Here is a 16483-nt window from a genome sequence, read left to right on the forward strand (position 1 = left end):
GCCGACCCGACGCCCTCGTCAGGACGCGGCCGGCGGCGTGAACACGCCGAACCGGTTACCGGCCGGATCGAGCAGGTGGGCGAAGGTCAGGCCGTCGGGATCACCCTTCGGCCCCACCGCCAGCTTCCCGCCGGCCGCCTCGGCGGCGGCCACCGCCGCCGGCACGTCCGCGACCTGCACGTAGAAGATGGCGTAGCCGGTCGCGCCCCCACCGAGCGGCATGATGCCGCCGGCGATCCCGCCCTCGGCCGACGGATCGATCTCGCTGTACTCCTTGTCGCTGGAGAACTTCCAGCCGAACAGGCCGCCGTAGAAGGCGGACGCCGCCGCCGGATCGCTCGTGCCGATCTCGAACCAGGTGACCGCGTTGTTCATCGTTGACATGATCGTCGCCTTTCGTCGTGGTGCCGAACGACGATGAGCCTCGCCGGCCGTCGCGACAGCGTCCTGTCGGTGTTTCCGGAGCCGTGCACCCGCGCTCAACCCAGCGTCGGCTCCCGCAGCGAGACCGGGACGTCCGCCGGTTCGATCCGACGCGGCGGCGCGATCTCGTCGGTGGCGACCGGATCGGCTACCCGGTCGAGCCGGAAGAGCCGCTGCGCCTTGCGCAGGCGGCACCAGCCCAGCAGATACCAGTGGGGGCCGCCGCCCGCGTAGCCAAGCGGTTCGACCTCCCGCGCGGTCGGCTCGCCGTTGCGGTCCACGTACTGAAAACGCAGCACCCGGCGGGCGGACAGCGCCCGGGCGATGGCGCTCGGCACCTCCGGCGACGCGGGGCCGACCAGCCTGATCCGGCCGGCCAGCTCGTGCGCGTCGGCCGCGTCCCGCTCCGGCATCACCGCGATCAGCTTGCGCAGCGCCGACCGGGCCGCCTCGTGGAACGGCGTGCCGTGCACCGCTTCCAGCGCCACCGCGATCGCCACCGCCTCCTCGGGCGTGACATTGACCGGCGGCAGGGTGCGGCGCTTGTCCAGCGTGTAGCCCCCGGTGCGGCCGGGCTGAGCGTAGACCGGCACGCCGGCCTGCTGCAGCGCGCCGATGTCCCGCTCGACGGTGCGGACGGACACCTCGAAGCGCCCGGCCAGCCAGCGGGCGCTGCGCGGCCGGGGCGCCACCGCCCGCAACTCCTCGACCAGTGCGTAGAGCCGATCCGTCCGGTTCACGGCCGCAGACTACGACCCCGGTACGACACCTCCGTTCCGCCGAGGTGTCGTACCGGGAGCCGGTCAGTGCGTGAACGACGGCGCCGTGACGGCCGGCTTGTCCACGCGCACCGGGGTGCCGTAGCCGGACAGCTCGATGGTCACCTGGAGGTGTCCCGTGCGAACGCCCTCCCCGTGCGCCTCCCCCGCCGTCGTGCGCTGGTAAGCGATTGTGGCGATCCGCTGGTCGGCGCCGAGCGTGACGTCACCGACGAAGGCGTCGGACACGATCCCGGACAGGGTGCCGGGGGCGGGCTTCGGGTTCTTCACCGTCAGCTCGAAGCGGTAAGCGTTCGCGGAGGTCTGCGTGACCGTGCCGCCGGTCTGCCGCAGGAGCTGGAACAGTCCATCCGAATCGTCGGAGCCGGACAGAGCGCCACCGAGCGCCTCGTCGTAGTCGAGGTTCCGCTGCTGGCCGCCCTCGTACCGCGCCCAGCCCACCTTGCCGGTCTCGCTGTCCGGGACGCCGATGTACAGGGCACCGTTGATCAGCCGCTCGTGCTCGAAACCGGCGACGTACCAGGGGCGCGATCCGGTGTACGGCGATTCGAGGTAGCCGGTGGTCGTCGCCGGATCGAAGGCGCCGGTCGTGGTCCACGCCGGGAGCTCCGGGGCGACGGTCGTGATCTTCACCTGGTAGCTGGTCTCCGTGCTGGCCTTGATGGCGGCGTCGAGTCGCAGCGCGGGCGAGTCGGCGCCGGCGGCCATCGGCTGGCCGTGGCCGCTGCCCGATCCGGCCGTGCCGGTCGTGCCGCCGGCGCCGGTCGTGCCGGTCGTGCCGGTGGTGCCGCCGATGCCGACGGTCGCGACCGTGGCGAGCGCCCCGACCAGGCCGACGACGCCGGCCGCGTACGCGGTGCGGTGCAGGGCGGTACGGCGCCGGTGGCGCCGGGTGGCATCGGCCAGCACGTCACGGGTGAGGGTCAGGCCGTCGACCGCGTCCCGCATCCCGGCGGTCAGCTGTTCCTCCAGATCGGTCGTCATCTGCTGCTCCTCGTCATCTCCAGGGCGCCGTCCAGCGCGCCGTGGGCCGTGAGTTCACGTAGCCGGGCCAGTGCCCGCGACGCGGTCGATTTGATGGTGCCGACCGAACACCCGAGCACCTCGGCGGCCTCTGCCTCGCTGAGCTGCTCCCAGTAGCGCAGCACCAGCACCGCCCGCTGCCGTGGGGCCAGCAGAGCCAGCGCCCCGGTCAGCGTCTGCCGCAGGAGCACGGCGTCGGTACCGTCCGGCTGGCCGGGTGGCTCGATCTCGCCCAGCACCTCCGGCCGCCGCCTGCGGCGTCGCCACTGGTCGACCGCAAGGTGGTAGAGGGTCCGTCGCAGGTACCCCTCCTTGTCGCCCTGTACCCGGCTCCAGCTGCGCATCAGTCGCTCCAGCGCCGCCTGCAGCAGGTCCTCGCCGGCGGCACGACTGCCGGTCAGCAGCACCGCCGTGCCGAGTAGAGCATTGCCGCGTTCGGCGACGAGGGCGTCCAATCCCTCGAAGCGTTTCTTCCGCCGCACAGGCTCTCCTTCCGTCCCCAGCAAGGACGACGGGAGCACACCGAAGGTTGACTGGGCCACGGAAGAGGTTTTGATCCGCTAGCGGTGCGCCGACGGCTCGCGGGATTCACCCGGTGAGGTGGCGAGTCGCGAGGTTGGCCCGGGGCGCGACCGGAGGGCACCGCCCCGCCCCGGGCACCTGGCTGCCTCGACTACATCAGGCCGAGGTAGCGCTGCCGCTCATACGGGGTGACCTGGTGGCGGAACTCCTCCCACTCCTGCCGCTTGTTGCGCAGGAAGTAGTCGAACACGTGCTCGCCGAGCACCTCCGCCACCAGTTCCGAGCCGGAAAGCACGTCGATCGCCTCGGACAGGTTCTGCGGCAGCGGCTCGTACCCCATCGCCTTGCGCTCTGCCGGGGAGAGCGCCCACACGTCGTCCTCGGCGCCCGGCGGCAGCTCGTACCCCTCCTCGATGCCCTTGAGGCCGGCCCCGAGCAGGACGGCGAAGGCGAGGTACGGGTTGCACGCGGAGTCCGGCGAGCGCACCTCGACCCGGGCCGAGTTCGGCTTGCCGTAGGCGGGCACCCGCACCAGCGCGGAGCGGTTCAGGTGCCCCCAGCAGACGTACGCCGGGGACTCAGTGATCCGGTCCGGCAGGGCCTGGGGGAACAGCCGCTTGTAGGAGTTGACCCACTGGTTGGTGACCGCGGTGTATTCCCGCGCGTGGACCAGCAGGCCCGCGATGAATGCCCTAGCCACCTTGGACAGCTTCATCGGGTCGCTCGCGTCGTGGAACGCGTTGCGCTCCCCCTCGAACAGCGACAGGTGGGTGTGCATGCCGCTGCCGGGCTGATCGGTGAACGGCTTGGGCATGAATGAAGCCTCGACCGACTGGGTGAGCGCCACCTCCTTCACCACGTGCCGGAAGGTCATGATGTTGTCCGCCGTGGCGAGCGCGTCGGCGTAGCGCAGGTCGATCTCCTGCTGGCCGGGGGCCACCTCGTGGTGGCTGAACTCCACGGAGATGCCGATGCGCTCCAGGGCCAGCACCGCCTGGCGGCGGAAGTCGCGGGCCACCGCGTGCGTGGTGTTGTCGAAGTACCCGCCGGAGTCGACCGGTACGGGCATGGCACCGTCCGCGGGCAGCGACTCCAGCAGGAAGAACTCGATCTCCGGGTGGGTGTAGAAGGTGAAGCCCTTCTCCGCCGCCCGGGACAGCATCCGGCGCAGCACGTGGCGGGGGTCCGCCCAGGACGGCGAGCCATCGGGCAGCAGGATGTCGCAGAACATCCGGGCGCTCTCGCCGCTGCCGCCACCCTCGAACGGGAACACCTGGAAGGTCGTGGGGTCGGGCATGGCCACCATGTCCGACTCGTACACCCGGGCGAAGCCCTCGATGGCCGAGCCGTCGAAGCCGATGCCCTCCTCGAAGGCGGCCTCCAGTTCGGCGGGGGCCACGCTGACGGACTTCAGGGTGCCCAGTACGTCGGTGAACCATAACCGGACAAACCGGATGTCACGCTCTTCTAGCGTACGGAGCACGAACTCCTGCTGACGGTCCACCTCAACCCCTCGAAAAACCTGGGCCTGCCCAAACAAGGTCCCCAACCGGGCAAGTCTCTCCCGGTCTCGTTACGCCGACGTTACGCCATTCATCTACGGCCACCACCGGCCCGATGGCCGGCAAGTAGACCCCGCCCACCTCGCGCCCCGGCTCGCCGGCTGAGACAAAATGGGGGCATGGCGACTATGCGCATCGCTCTGGCCCAGGTCAACTCGGTGGTTGGCGACATCTCCGGCAACGCGACGATCATCCGCGAATGGGCCCGCCGCGCCGCCGACGCCGGCGCCCACCTGGTCGCGTTCCCGGAGATGATGCTGACCGGATACCCGGTGGAGGACCTGGTCTTCCGGGAGGGCTTCGTGGCCACGTCCCGGGGCACGCTGCGCCAGCTCGCCGCCGACCTCGCCGCCGACGGCCTGGGCGACCTGCCCACCATCGTCGGCTATGTCGACGCGGACGGCCCGGCCCGGCTCGGCGCCACGGTGACCATCGCCGGCCCGCCCGAGGACCTGGACTCGCCGGCCGACCGCGGCCCCCGCGACGCCCTGGCCCTGCTGTACCGGGGTCGGGTGGCGGCCACCTACTTCAAGCACCACCTGCCCAACTACGGCGTCTTCGACGAGGACCGGTACTTCGTGCCGGGCGACACCCTGACCATCGTCCGGATCGGCGGCGTGGACGTGGCGCTGACCGTGTGCGAGGACATCTGGCAGGCCGGCGGGCCGTTCGCGGTGGCCCGGCAGGCGGGCGTCGCGCTGGTGGTCAACATCAACGCCTCGCCGTACGAGCTGAACAAGGACGACGTGCGGCTGTCCCTGGTCGCCCGGCGGGCGCGCGAGGCCGGCGCCGCGGTGGCCTACGTCAACCTGATCGGCGGTCAGGACGAACTCGTGTTCGACGGCGACTCGCTGATCGTCGACGCCGAGGGGCGGCTGCTGACCCGGGGGGCCCAGTTCACCGAGCAGCTGCTGGTACACGACCTGGACCTGCCCGACTCCACTGTGGACATCTCGGCGGCCGGCCCGACCGAGATCTTCGACGACGAGGTGGACAGCGACTCGTCCGGCGCGGCCGACGGGCGCGGCGCGGCCGCCGCCCGGCGGGCCGCCGGGGTGCGCGACGCCATGCGCATCGAACGGGTGCTCATCTCCGGCACGATGCCGCCAGCCCCGGCACCGCGGGCGGAGGGCGGGATGGCCGAACGGGTGGTGGACGAGGCGGAGGTGTGGCAGGCGCTGGTACACGGGCTGCGCGACTACGTACGCAAGAACGGCTTCCCCTCGGTGGTGGTGGCCGTGTCGGGCGGCATCGACTCGGCGGTCGTGGCGGCCATCGCCTGCGACGCGATCGGGCCGTCCAAAGTGGTCGGTGTCTCGATGCCCAGCTCGTACTCGTCGGAGCACTCCAAGGACGACGCGGCCGACCTGGCCAAGCGCACCGGCCTGGACTACCGGGTGCAGCCGATCCAGCCCATGGTGGACGCGTTCATCGACGCCATGTCGGCGTCCGGCAATCCGCTGGCGGGCCTCGCCGTGGAGAACCTTCAGGCCCGGGTGCGCGGGGTGACCCTGATGGCGCTGTCCAACCAGGAGGGGCACCTGGTGCTGACCACCGGGAACAAGAGCGAGCTGGCGGTCGGCTACTCGACCCTGTACGGCGACTCGGTCGGCGGGTTCAACCCGCTCAAGGACGTCTTCAAGACGATGGTGTGGCGGCTGGCCAAGTGGCGCAACGCCGAGGCCGCGCGCCGGGGCGAGCAGCCGCCGATCCCGGAGAACTCGATCAGCAAGCCGCCCAGCGCGGAGCTGCGCCCCGGGCAGCTGGACACCGACTCGCTGCCCGACTACGACGAGTTGGACCCGATGCTGTCCGGCTACGTCGACGCCGACCTCGGCCGGGAGGAGCTGATCGCGCTCGGCCACGACGCCGGGCTGGTGGACCGGATGCTGCGCCTGGTCGACCTGGCCGAGTACAAGCGGAGGCAGTCCGCCCCGGGCACCAAGATCTCCATCAAGGCATTCGGACGCGACCGCCGGCTGCCCATCACCAACCGGTACCGCGAGGGAGTCGTGCCGATCACCACCCCTGCGCATGATCCTGTGAAATCCTCCACTCAAACCTGACGGCCGGGCCGGGACGGGTGCGACGATCTGCTCATACCCGGGGACCGCAGCAGCGCGGCCTCGAGGATGCAGAGGAGACATCGATGTCCCAGGATTCCGTACCGTCGCTGTACGGCGGACCCACCACCCGCCGGGTGCGCACCCGAGATCTCCAGCTGGCCAAGGATCGCGGCGAGAAGTGGGCCATGCTCACCAGCTACGACCAGTACACCGCGGGCATCTTCGACGCCTCCGGCATCCCGGTGCTGCTGGTCGGCGACTCGGCCGGCAACAACGTGTTCGGCTACCCGACCACCCTGCCGGTCACCGTCGATGAGTTGATCCCGCTGGTACGGGCCGTAGTTGGGGCCACCTCACGGGCACTGGTCGTGGCGGACCTGCCGTTCGGCTCCTATGAGGAGGGGCCGACCCAGGCGCTGCGCACGGCCGTCCGGTTTATGAAGGAGGGCCGCAGCCACGCGGTGAAGCTGGAGGGCGGCCGGCGCACCGCACCGGCCATCGAGGCGATGACCGCGGCCGGCATTCCGGTGATGGCGCACATCGGTTTCACCCCGCAGAGCGAACACGCGTTCGGCGGGTACCGGGTGCAGGGACGGGGCGACGCCGCGGACGAGGTGCTCGCGGACGCGGTGGCGGTCGCGCGGGCCGGCGCCTTCGCGGTGGTGCTGGAGATGGTTCCGGGCGACGTGGCCAAGCGGATCACTCACGAAATCGCGGTGCCCACCATCGGCATCGGGGCGGGACCGCACACCGACGCTCAGGTGCTGGTCTGGCAGGACATGGCGGGCATGCGCGCCGGGGGCCACGCACCGCGCTTCGTGAAGCGCTACGCGGATCTGGCCGGCGTACTGGCGGAGGCGACCACCCGGTACGCCGAGGAGGTCCGCGACGGCGCGTTCCCGGGGCCGGAACACACCTTCTGAGAGTTCGTCACCGGCGCGCCCGATCGGGGCGCGCCGGCGCCGCGCTCAGACGTCGGTCAGCCGGATTCCGGCATGGGCCTTGTAGCGCTTGTTGATGGCGATGAGGTTCGCGGTGAACGCCTCGATCTGACCGGCGTTGCGCAGCCGGCCGGCGTACACGCCGCGCATCCCGTCGATGCGCCCGGCCAACGCCTGCACCAGACCCACCGCCGCCCGATCCTCGCCGAGCACCAGCACGTCCAGGTCGATGCTGGGCACCTGCGGGTCGGCCAGCAGCACGGCGCTGACGTGATGGAACGCGGCACACACCGTCGATTCGGGCAGCAGGGCGGCCGCCTGCTGCGCGGCGCTGCCCTCGGCCACCTCCAGCGGGTACGGCCCCTGCTTGTCGAAGCCGAGCGGGTTCACGCAGTCGACCACCACCTTGCCGGCGAGCGGCTCGCGCAGCGAGGCGACCAGCTCACTGTGGCCCTCCCAGGGCACGGCGATGATCACAACGTCGGCGGCGCACGCGTAGGTGTTGTCGCCGCCGGTGAGCAGTCCCGCGGCCACCCGGGGCAGCGCGGCGAGTTCCTCCGCGACTCCCGCCCCGCGCTCCCGCGAGCGGGAGCCGATCCGGACCTGCTGGCCGGCGCGGGCGAACCGGTACGCGAGGCCGCGGCCCTGGTCGCCCGTGCCGCCGAGAATCCCCACGGACAGGTGCGAGACGTCGGGCAGGCTGTTCAGATCCAGTGGCATGCTCCCATCCTGGCAGAAGCGCACTGGCACGCGTTCGCGACCTGCATCACACCGGCACCGGCGCGTCCGGGCCCGCGCCGAGCCTGGAGGCCGTGGCCAGCATCGCCGGCCCGACAGCGGCCTGCGCCGCGGGCCGGGACTGCGGAGGCAGTCCGGCTCGCGGCGCAGGGTATCGCGGTATGGCGACCCCGGTAACAGGGCATGACAAGCACGCGCCGTGCGTGCCGGCGTCGCATTTTTAGTGAATTGTTGTCGCGGTCTCCGCGGTCGGCGGAGCCGTTACATCCCGGGCGAGCGCCGGGTCCGCGCGGTGGCGGTGCGGCGGGCCGGCGAACTGGCGGCGCTCGTCCGCTTGGCGGCCGTGGTGCGCTTGGCGGCCGTGGTGCGCTTGGTGGCGGTCGTGCGCTTGGCGGCCGTGCGCTTGGCCGGAGCCGCCTTCTTCGCCGTGCGTTTGGCCGCGGTGGCCCGCTTCGCCGTGGTGGCCTTTGCCGTGGTGCTCTTGCGAGCGGTCGTCTTCTTCGCGGCGGTCGTCTTCTTCGCGGTGGCCCGCTTGGCGGTGGTCGCCTTCGCGGTGGTCCGCTTCGCCGGGGTTGCCTTCTTCGCCGCGGTGGTCTTCCGGGCGGTGGTCCGCTTCGCCGGGGTTGCCTTCTTCGCCGGCGCGGTCTTGCGGGCGGTAGTCCGCTTGGCCGGCGCGGCCTTGGCCGTCTTCTTGGCGGCCGCGCGCTTCGCCGGGGCCTTGGTGGCGGTCTTCCGTGCGGTGGTGCTCTTGGCAGCGGTCGTGCGCTTGGTGGCACTCTTGGTGGCGGTCTTCCGCGCGGTGGAACCGGCGGCCGCCACGGTCTTCTTCGCAGCCGCGCGCTTCGCGGCCGGTGTGGTCGTGGCCTTATTCGCTACGGCCATAGTGTTTCTCTCCTTCAGAGAAGCGATGGAGATCGCCATGTAACGCTCCGGTCTGCCCCGGCCCGTTCACGACCTCTCCCCGGACCAACGGGCATCCTCCGCGTCCCACTCTTCGTTCCGCTGGGCGACCTTCTCCAAGGCATGCTCTGCCTCGGCCTCGGTGCCAAACGGCCCGAGCCGATACCGCTCCGCACATGCGTTGCCGTTCGTCTCGACGCGGTGGTGCCGGAGACACCAGAAGTACCTGGTGGCGGACCCGCTGTAACTCATGTGATTACTGTGCACCGCAAAACTCCTAAGCGCCACCGATTCGGGCAGAAAGTCGATGCACCTCCACAGTAGACGTATCCGCGCGCACCCCTTCGGACGCTATCGCCGAGCGTTTTTGAAACGAACGAAACCGTTGTGCGATAAAGGAATCCGCTAACGATGTCCACATCGATCAGTGACCAATCGTGGCCGCTGACGGCGGACAATATTTTTTCGCCGCGACACACCTCACAAGGGTGTTCGGGAGCCCTTCCGGCCGCCAAACGGGCCTCAGCGTCGACAGTGGAGGGTCGGCGAGCGGGCCGCGACCGGGGACCGGAGAGGGGTGCCGAGGCACCCGGAACGGTGTCCCAGCCACGCTCACCGACTCGGCGCGACGGCGGTGCGGACGGTCGGATGCACGTCACGAATTCACCGGCGGCGGGCGCCGCTACGTGGGTGCGACGGCGGCGGGCGCCGCTACGGGTTCGCCGACGGTGGACGCCCGCCCCACGGGTCGAAGTCGACCTCGAGGGCCTCCTGCGGCGGACGCTGATCCTCCGGCACGTTGTGCAGGTTGACCCGGATGCGCGTCCACGTACTGCTGCGCCCGCGCATCGAGTCGACCAGTACGTCGGCCGGTTCGAGGTAGGTCCACACTCGCGGGTACCGCGCCTTCCAGCGCTCCAGCCCGGCCATCGCCTCGTCCTTGTGGGCCGCGCGAGCGATTTCGATCAGCGGCATGGTGCTGCGCCGCCGTCCCGTCGGTCCGCTCGACTTGCCCGGCGCCGGGGCCGGTACCGTGCCCGCCGCCGGTGCGCGCCGTCGCGACGGCTGCGCCCGCGTCGGTTCGTCGGCCTGCTTGGCGAAGTGCGGCGGCCAGGGCGCGTCGGGCAGCCCGGCGTCGCGGTGCCGCTCGGCCAACTCCAGCAGCGGCACCAGCGAACCGGCCGCGTCGTCCATGCCGTGCCACGGATCTCCCGAGCGGGCCAACCGGCTCGGGACGCTGTCCATTGTGAATTCCTCCGGTACGCAGTCGGGCACCTCGTCCCAGCGCAGCGGCGTGGACACCCGGGCGTCGGCGGTCGGCCGGATCGAGTACGCCGAGGCGGTGGTGCGGTCCTTCGCCATCTGGTTGAAGTCCACGAAGACGCCGCGCCGCTCCTCCTTCCACCACCGGCTGGTGGCCAGCCCCGGTACCCGCTGCTCGACCTCGCGGGCGAGCGCGACCGCGGCGGTACGCGCCTCGGGGAAGGTCCACCGCGGCTGGATGCGGCAGTACACGTGGAAGCCGCGCGAGCCCGAGGTCTTCGGCCAGCCGGCCAGCCCGAAGTCGGCGAGGGTGTCGCGGACCACCAGGGCGACCTCGCGCACGTCCGACCATGGCACGCCCGGCACCGGGTCCAGGTCGACCCGCAGTTCGTCCGGGTGTTGGAGGTCTCCCGACCGCACCGGATGCGGATGCAGGTCGACACAGCCGAGGTTGACCACCCAGGCGAGCTGCGCCGCGTCGCCGAGCACTATCTCGTGGGCGGTACGGCCCGACGGAAAGCGCAGTTCGACAGTGCCGATCCAGTCCGGTCGGGTCTGTGGCGCGCGCTTCTGGTAGAACGCCTCGCCGTCGATGCCGTTGACGTACCGCTTGAGGGCCATCGGTCGGTCACCCACTCCGCGCAGCGCGCCCTCGGCAACCGCCAGGTAGTACCGGACGAGGTCGAGCTTGGTCCGGCCGGACTGCGGGAAGAACACCTTGTCGGGATTGGTGACCGTAACCGCCCGACCGGCCACTTCCAGGACTTCCTTGCGGGTAGCCATGGCGGCACCCTATGCCACCTGGTCGGCGGCGGTGGCCGGAGCGACCCCGTCCATTCACGGAAGGTGGCCGTTCGCACGCAGCTAGTTCTCCCAGAATTTGGGTGTCGACAAATTGTTGCGCGGTCAAGTAACGTTGGTCGTAGCAGGGGCCGACCGCCTTCCCCCGTGGGTGATCGGCCCCTTGCCATGTCCGGCGCCGGTTTCGCGCCGGCCGTCCCGGCCGGCCACCGTCTCGCCACCCTCGATCGAATCGTCCTCGGCGGGACCACCCGCGATCGCGCCGAGCTCGTCCCGCCGGCCCCGCCTCGGGCCGTCGCCGCCCTGGGGGGCCGGCCGCGATCTCCGCGCGCGACTCCCCCGGCCGCCCGCGCCCGGCAGTGCGAACACCGCCTAGCCCGGCCGGCGCGCGGCCTGCGGCGCCCCGGCACGGGCCGGCCGCCCGGGCCGGATCGATCAGTGGATCAGATTCGAGATGAAGTCACTCCCACCGGTCGCGATACCGGCCAGCACGGCGGCGATCCACCTGGCGACGGTGGCCGCGGCGGCGGGCCGCCGGGCCACGAAGAAGATCAGGAAGCCGATAAAGAGCCAGGTTAGGGTCCTACGGACCATTACTGGGCCACCCCCCGACGACGCTGTATGACACACCATTCCGGGTACATAGGGTTGATAGTTCGACACTCAGCGTAACAGTGGACTTCCCGCGCTTACGCCATATCCCACGTAATAGCCGCACCTAGGTCTCTAGCCGGAGGCATGCCGCGAAAACGGCCTGCCCGTCCGGGCCGGCCGTTCGGCCGCGCCTAGGCGCCGATCGCGGCCAGACGACGCCTCACCGGCCGGACCCGGTCGATCGGGCCCGCCCCATGACGACCGCCCCGGCCGACCTGGCGGATCCGCCGCGATCGCGGCACACACCCGGAGTTCACCCTCCGGGTGTGAGGCCCATTCACTCTGCCGGCCGGGATGGTGAATCGACCGGTTACCGCGGCACTGGATGGGACAACCTGATGACGAGTGCGACCGAGGCATTCTTCGACGGGCTGGCCAGACGGCGGCACGAGCCGCTACTGGAGAAGGTCAGCGGATGCCTGCGCGTGGACCTGGACCACGGCAAGAGCGTCGACCACTGGTACGTCAACATCAACAAGGGCGACGTCGTCGTCGGCCACGACGGCGGAGAGCCGGACACGGTCTTCTACGCCCCGGCACGCGTGTTCGAGAAGCTGGCCAGCGGCGAGATGAACGCGATGTCCGCACTGCTGCGCGGCGAGGCGGCCACCACCGGCGACCTCGAACTGGCCGTGCTGCTGCAACGGCTGCTCCCCGGCCCCCCGACATCGACCGGTCCCAACAACCTCGCCCGCAGCGCCGCGGCGAATCCGAACAATGTGCGTCCGGGCGCCCCGCGGATCAGCGCGGGCTTCTCGACGAGCGGCACGCTGACCGTCGACCCATCCGCGGCGCGTGCCGGAGAGCGGAGGTAGCCATGAGCGAAACATCGGTGAACATCCTCGACGGCAACACCTTCGTGGTGAGCGATACCAGCGGCGACATCGAGGCTTCCCCCTCCGAGCCCAACGGCATGTTCTCCTACGACACCCGCTTCCTGTCGACCTGGGTGATGACCATCAACGGGGAGCGACTCAGCCCGCTATCCATCGACGACCTGCACTATTTTCAAACCCGGTTCTTCCTGGTGCCTGGGGCCGGCACCGTGGTCTACACCGACAACAAGCTCTCCGTGGTCCGCAAGCGCACCGTGTGCGAGGGCTTCCACGAGGAGCTGACCATCCTCAACCACGACGACAAGCCGCGAGACATCAGCGTGCGGCTGGAGGTCGGCTCCGATTTCGCCGACCTCTTCGAGGTGAAGGACTCGCTGTCCAAGAAGGGCAAGTACAGCGCCACGGTCGAGCCGGACCGGCTGGTTCTCGGGTACGAACGGCAGACCTTCAACCGTCAGACCGTCATCTCCACCACCGGCGACGCGAAGCTGGACAAGAAGGGGCTGACGTTCAACTTCCGCGTGGAGCCGGACGGTAAATGGGAGACCGAGATCCAGGTCGACGCGGAGATCCGCGGCGTGGGCGGACGTGAGGTGCACGTCGGACACGCCTGGGGTGCCAGCCGCAGCCGTGACTGGCGGGAGATGGTGCAGGACCTGGAGACCTGGGTCGGCAAGGCGCCGCGCCTGGAATGTGACTGGGATCCACTCAAGCGGACCTACCGGCGCAGCCTGATCGACCTGGCCGCGCTGCGGTTCTCGCCGACCATCGCGAACAGCCGCTCGCTGCCGTCGGCGGGGCTGCCCTGGTTCATGACGATGTTCGGTCGGGACAGCATCCTGACCAGCCTCCAGACGCTGGCGTTCACGCCGGAACTGGCCGGCACCACGCTGACCGTGCTCGGCGAGTGGCAGGGCAGCCGGCTGGACGACTTCCGCGACGAGGAACCGGGGAAGATCCCGCACGAGCTGCGCTACGGGGAGATGACCGCGTTCGAGGAGCGCCCGCACTCACCGTACTTCGGCACGGCCGACGCCACCCCGCTGTTCGTGATCCTCATGGACGAGTACGAGCGGTGGACCGGCGATGCCAAGCTGGTCAAGCGGATGGAGTACGAGGCCCGGGCCGCGCTCAACTGGATCGACGAGTACGGCGACCTCATGGGCAACGGCTACATCTCCTACCAACGCCGCAACGAGGAGAGCGGCCTGGAGAACCAGTGCTGGAAGGACTCCTGGGACGCCATCTCCTACCGGGACGGCAGCCTGCCGAACTTCCCCCGGGCAACCTGCGAGCTGCAGGGCTACGCGTACGACGCGAAGATCCGTGGGGCCCGGCTGGCCCGGGAGATCTGGGACGACCCGGCGCTGGCCAACCGGCTGGAGAGCGAGGCCGCCGAGCTCAAGCGCCGGTTCAACGAGGACTTCTGGGTGGAGGACGGGCAGTACTTCGCGCTCGCCCTGGACGGCGACGGACGCCAGGTGGACACGCTGTCGTCCAACATCGGGCACCTGCTGTGGAGCGGGATCGTGGAGCCGGACAAGGCCCGGGCGCTGGTGGACCACCTGATGGGGCCGCGGCTGTTCTGCGGCTGGGGCATCCGCACGCTGGCCGAGGGCGAGGTGCGGTACAACCCGATCGGGTACCACGTGGGCACCGTCTGGCCGTTCGACAACTCGTTCATCGCCCTGGGGCTGCGCAGGTACGGGTACAAGGACGAGGCGGCCAGGGTGGCGGCCGGTGTCCTGGACGCGGCGGAGTTCTTCAACGGGCGGCTGCCCGAGGCCTTCGCCGGGTACCGGCGGGAGGAGACCATGTACCCGGTGCAGTACCCGACGGCGTGCAGCCCGCAGGCGTGGTCGACCGGCGCACCCATGCTGCTGGTGCAGGTCATGCTCGGGCTGGAGCCGGTGGGCGACCACCTCGTGGTCGAGCCGGTGCTGCCCGAGGGCATCGGGCGCATAGAGCTACTCGACATCCCGGGCCGGTGGGGCCACCTCGACGCGTTCGCGCGGGGCCGGATCTCCGTGGGCGCCCAGGCCGGCCTGCGCGCGCAGCTCGGGGTCACCCTGCCGGAGATCTCGCGACGCTGAACCGACTGCGGCCGGACGGCGCCTCAGGACGTTCCGCCGGCCGACGCGCCGACCCGCGACCCCTCCTTCAGCCAGCTCTGCACGTAGGGGGCCGCGGTCAGCCGGTCGATGTCGTTCAGGTCGAGCACGTCGGCGACCAGCTCCATCAGCGTGGTCTCGTCCCGCTGGGCCCCGGGCGGCACGTGGGTGTCCAGCGCGGTGTGCACCTGGGTGCGCAGCGCACCCTCCCGGCCGGCCCGCGCGGCGCTCGGCGCCGGGGAGACGCCGTGCGGCGCGCCCGCCGGGCCAGCGGCCGGCAGCGTGTCACTGAGCGGGCCGGTCGCCGGCGCGGCCGGAGCGCTATTCGAGGCCGCGCCGCGCTGGTTGCCCGCCGTGCGGCGGGAGCGGTCCCGGCGTGCCGGCTCGTCGCCGGTGGTACCCGACCCCGATGGCTCGGCCTGCCGGCCCAGCCCGAACTGCTCCTCCAGGGTGCGGCGCACCGACGGGTCGAGGACCCGCACCGGCTGCGCCCGCGCCACGGCCCGGGTCGGTACGTCCAGGATCGGGCTCTCGATGGTCGGGCTGTCGACTCCGGTGGCGGCCGCCGGTCGCGTCGCGCCCTCGGGTCGCTCGCCCACGTCAGCCGACCCGTCGGACCCGGCGAGCGGCGCCGCCGAGCCGTCGGTGCCGGTCGCGTCGGCCGGCCCGGCGTCGCCGGCTCCCGTCGCATCCGACCCGTTCGCGCTCGTCCCGTTCGCGCTCGACTCGTTCGCGGCCAACCCGTTCGCGGCCGGGATCGACGGGGAGTTGGAACCGGCCGCCCCGCCGTCGCGCGCGCCCCCGGCCGGGGCGCCGGAGTCCGAGGCGGCCCGAGCCCGGGCGTCCAGGGTCGAGGCGTCGAGAGCCGAGCCGTCCAGAGCCGAGCCGTCGAGGGTCGAACCGTCGAGGGTCGAGCCGTCGAGGGTCGAGCCGTCGAGGGTCGAGCCGTCCAGGCCCAGCCGGGCCGGGGTCAGGTCGGCGGCGATGAGCGCGGTGAGCCCGTCGTAGTCGGCGCCGTCGGCCAGCCGGGTCGCGATCTCGTCGAGGTCGTACACGGCGATCGCGATGTCCGCCGTGTTCGGGTCGACCGCGGCACGGATCTTGCGGTGCAGCACCTTCGAGATCGCCGCCTGCCGGCGCTCCCGCTTGATCTGGTCGCGGGCCGCCGCCAGCGAGTCGTACAGGCCCAGCTCCGGGTTCGCCTTGGCCAGGCTCTTCGCGCGGTTCGTCAGCCATGGATGGCGCAGCCAGTGGCCGACGACCTCGTACCCGGGGGTGGTGGGCGCGAGGTCGCCCTTGGCGCGCAGCCGGTCCCGGCGCTGGTTCTCGGTGTGCATCAGCCAGACCAGGTAACCCAGCGCGGACATGCCGGCGAAGAACCCCCCCAGCAGGTGGTTGTCGTGTGCCAGCCAGTTGAACGCGACCGCTCCCGCGGCGATTGCCACGGACAGCAGCCGTGAGGCGACCGCCCGCTCGCCGAGCCGGCGGCGCACGTCGGCGTTGGCCAGTACCACCACGCCGCCCAGCTCCAGCGCGGCGACCGCCGGTACCGCGGCGACCAGCGGGATGCCCAGCGTCTCCACGGCGCCGGAGACCTGACCGGCCAGGGCGACGACCAGCACCACCAGGTAGAAGCCCTGCCGCATCACGGAGGTCCGGCGCAGCGTGCGCTGCAGATGGGCGTCCATCTCCAGTTCGGCCACCGGCAGGTCGGAGCGACGGCCCCGGGGGCCCGGGCCCGGCATCGCGGTCACCGGTCGCTCCCCCGCCGCGGCGCGACGGGCTCCCGCCCGATCTCCACCCATACCCGCGTGTTGAGCTGCGACCTCGGCCAGCGCGACCGACGCGCCGGCATCTCTGGTCC

The 16483-nt window shown here is 71.2% G+C and carries 13 protein-coding genes and 1 pseudogene; 5 read left to right on the forward strand and 9 right to left on the reverse strand.

Features of this window, described 5'->3' with window-relative positions; all coding sequences use genetic code 11:
- Positions 1 to 18 precede the first annotated feature (18 nt).
- The 5 genes from ABEA87_RS12635 to glnA all read right to left on the reverse strand — a co-directional run bounded on the left by ABEA87_RS12635 (position 19) and on the right by glnA (position 4251).
- Positions 19 to 384: a VOC family protein gene (locus tag ABEA87_RS12635; RefSeq protein ID WP_345629104.1), complete on the reverse strand. Its 366-nt coding sequence runs from the start codon at positions 382 to 384 to the stop codon at positions 19 to 21.
- A 95-nt stretch (positions 385 to 479) separates the two neighbouring features.
- Positions 480 to 1163: a helix-turn-helix transcriptional regulator gene (locus ABEA87_RS12640; RefSeq protein ID WP_345629106.1), complete on the reverse strand. Its 684-nt coding sequence runs from the start codon at positions 1161 to 1163 to the stop codon at positions 480 to 482.
- Positions 1164 to 1226: 63 nt separating this feature from the next.
- Complete coding sequence (locus ABEA87_RS12645) at positions 1227 to 2186, reverse strand: hypothetical protein (protein WP_345629108.1); 960 nt, start codon at positions 2184 to 2186, stop codon at positions 1227 to 1229.
- Positions 2183 to 2707: a SigE family RNA polymerase sigma factor gene (locus tag ABEA87_RS12650; RefSeq protein ID WP_345629110.1), complete on the reverse strand. Its 525-nt coding sequence runs from the start codon at positions 2705 to 2707 to the stop codon at positions 2183 to 2185. Before ABEA87_RS12650 ends, ABEA87_RS12645 begins: the two co-directional genes overlap by 4 nt.
- A 191-nt stretch (positions 2708 to 2898) precedes the next feature.
- Positions 2899 to 4251: a type I glutamate--ammonia ligase gene (glnA, locus tag ABEA87_RS12655; protein ID WP_345629111.1), complete on the reverse strand. Its 1353-nt coding sequence runs from the start codon at positions 4249 to 4251 to the stop codon at positions 2899 to 2901.
- 177 nt (positions 4252 to 4428) lie between these two features.
- Between glnA and ABEA87_RS12660 the strand changes: the two genes are divergently transcribed.
- Positions 4429 to 6375 carry an NAD+ synthase gene (locus ABEA87_RS12660; RefSeq protein WP_345629113.1) on the forward strand — a complete coding sequence of 649 codons (1947 nt, stop codon included), beginning with the start codon at positions 4429 to 4431 and terminating at the stop codon, positions 6373 to 6375.
- A gap of 83 nt (positions 6376 to 6458) precedes the next feature.
- Positions 6459 to 7298, forward strand: a complete 840-nt coding sequence (gene panB / locus ABEA87_RS12665) for a 3-methyl-2-oxobutanoate hydroxymethyltransferase (protein WP_345629115.1) — start codon at positions 6459 to 6461, stop codon at positions 7296 to 7298.
- 45 nt (positions 7299 to 7343) lie between these two features.
- Here panB and npdG read toward each other — a convergent pair whose 3' ends face one another.
- The gene (npdG, locus tag ABEA87_RS12670; RefSeq protein WP_345629117.1) at positions 7344 to 8036 is read right to left on the reverse strand and encodes an NADPH-dependent F420 reductase; all 693 of its coding nucleotides are present in this window, start codon (positions 8034 to 8036) and stop codon (positions 7344 to 7346) included.
- A 310-nt stretch (positions 8037 to 8346) separates the two neighbouring features.
- On the opposite strand from npdG, the gene ABEA87_RS12675 reads away from it, so the two are divergent.
- Positions 8347 to 8979, forward strand: a complete 633-nt coding sequence (locus tag ABEA87_RS12675; RefSeq protein ID WP_345629119.1) for a hypothetical protein — start codon at positions 8347 to 8349, stop codon at positions 8977 to 8979.
- 1025 nt (positions 8980 to 10004) lie between these two features.
- Here the strand turns inward: ABEA87_RS12675 and ABEA87_RS12680 are convergent.
- Positions 10005 to 11000, reverse strand: a pseudogene (locus tag ABEA87_RS12680) (DNA polymerase domain-containing protein); the annotation flags it as partial.
- A 453-nt stretch (positions 11001 to 11453) separates the two neighbouring features.
- Complete coding sequence (locus ABEA87_RS12685) at positions 11454 to 11612, reverse strand: hypothetical protein (protein WP_345629123.1); 159 nt, start codon at positions 11610 to 11612, stop codon at positions 11454 to 11456.
- A 398-nt stretch (positions 11613 to 12010) separates the two neighbouring features.
- Here ABEA87_RS12685 and ABEA87_RS12690 point away from each other — a divergent pair, with 398 nt between their 5' ends.
- The gene (locus tag ABEA87_RS12690) at positions 12011 to 12487 is read left to right on the forward strand and encodes an SCP2 sterol-binding domain-containing protein (protein ID WP_345629125.1); all 477 of its coding nucleotides are present in this window, start codon (positions 12011 to 12013) and stop codon (positions 12485 to 12487) included.
- 2 nt (positions 12488 to 12489) lie between these two features.
- Positions 12490 to 14601 carry an amylo-alpha-1,6-glucosidase gene (locus ABEA87_RS12695; protein WP_345629127.1) on the forward strand — a complete coding sequence of 704 codons (2112 nt, stop codon included), beginning with the start codon at positions 12490 to 12492 and terminating at the stop codon, positions 14599 to 14601.
- Between the two features lie 23 nt (positions 14602 to 14624).
- Here the strand turns inward: ABEA87_RS12695 and ABEA87_RS12700 are convergent, their stop codons facing one another.
- A complete protein-coding gene (locus tag ABEA87_RS12700; RefSeq protein WP_345629129.1) occupies positions 14625 to 16373 on the reverse strand; it encodes a hypothetical protein in 1749 nt (582 codons plus the stop codon).
- Positions 16374 to 16483: the final 110 nt, after the last annotated feature.

It is taken from the genome of Rugosimonospora acidiphila (assembly GCF_039543385.1).
Taxonomy (GTDB): domain Bacteria; phylum Actinomycetota; class Actinomycetes; order Mycobacteriales; family Micromonosporaceae; genus Rugosimonospora; species Rugosimonospora acidiphila.

Bases quoted from the DNA above. Each gene is read 5' to 3' on its own strand.
- npdG (WP_345629117.1), bottom strand. From the start codon at position 8,036: ATGCCACTGGATCTGAACAGCCTGCCCGACGTCTCGCACCTGTCCGTG.
- ABEA87_RS12660 (WP_345629113.1), top strand. From the start codon at position 4,429: ATGGCGACTATGCGCATCGCTCTGGCCCAGGTCAACTCGGTGGTTGGC.
- ABEA87_RS12685 (WP_345629123.1), bottom strand. From the start codon at position 11,612: ATGGTCCGTAGGACCCTAACCTGGCTCTTTATCGGCTTCCTGATCTTC.
- ABEA87_RS12695 (WP_345629127.1), top strand. From the start codon at position 12,490: ATGAGCGAAACATCGGTGAACATCCTCGACGGCAACACCTTCGTGGTG.
- ABEA87_RS12635 (WP_345629104.1), bottom strand. From the start codon at position 384: ATGTCAACGATGAACAACGCGGTCACCTGGTTCGAGATCGGCACGAGC.
- panB (WP_345629115.1), top strand. From the start codon at position 6,459: ATGTCCCAGGATTCCGTACCGTCGCTGTACGGCGGACCCACCACCCGC.
- ABEA87_RS12690 (WP_345629125.1), top strand. From the start codon at position 12,011: ATGACGAGTGCGACCGAGGCATTCTTCGACGGGCTGGCCAGACGGCGG.
- ABEA87_RS12645 (WP_345629108.1), bottom strand. From the start codon at position 2,186: ATGACGACCGATCTGGAGGAACAGCTGACCGCCGGGATGCGGGACGCG.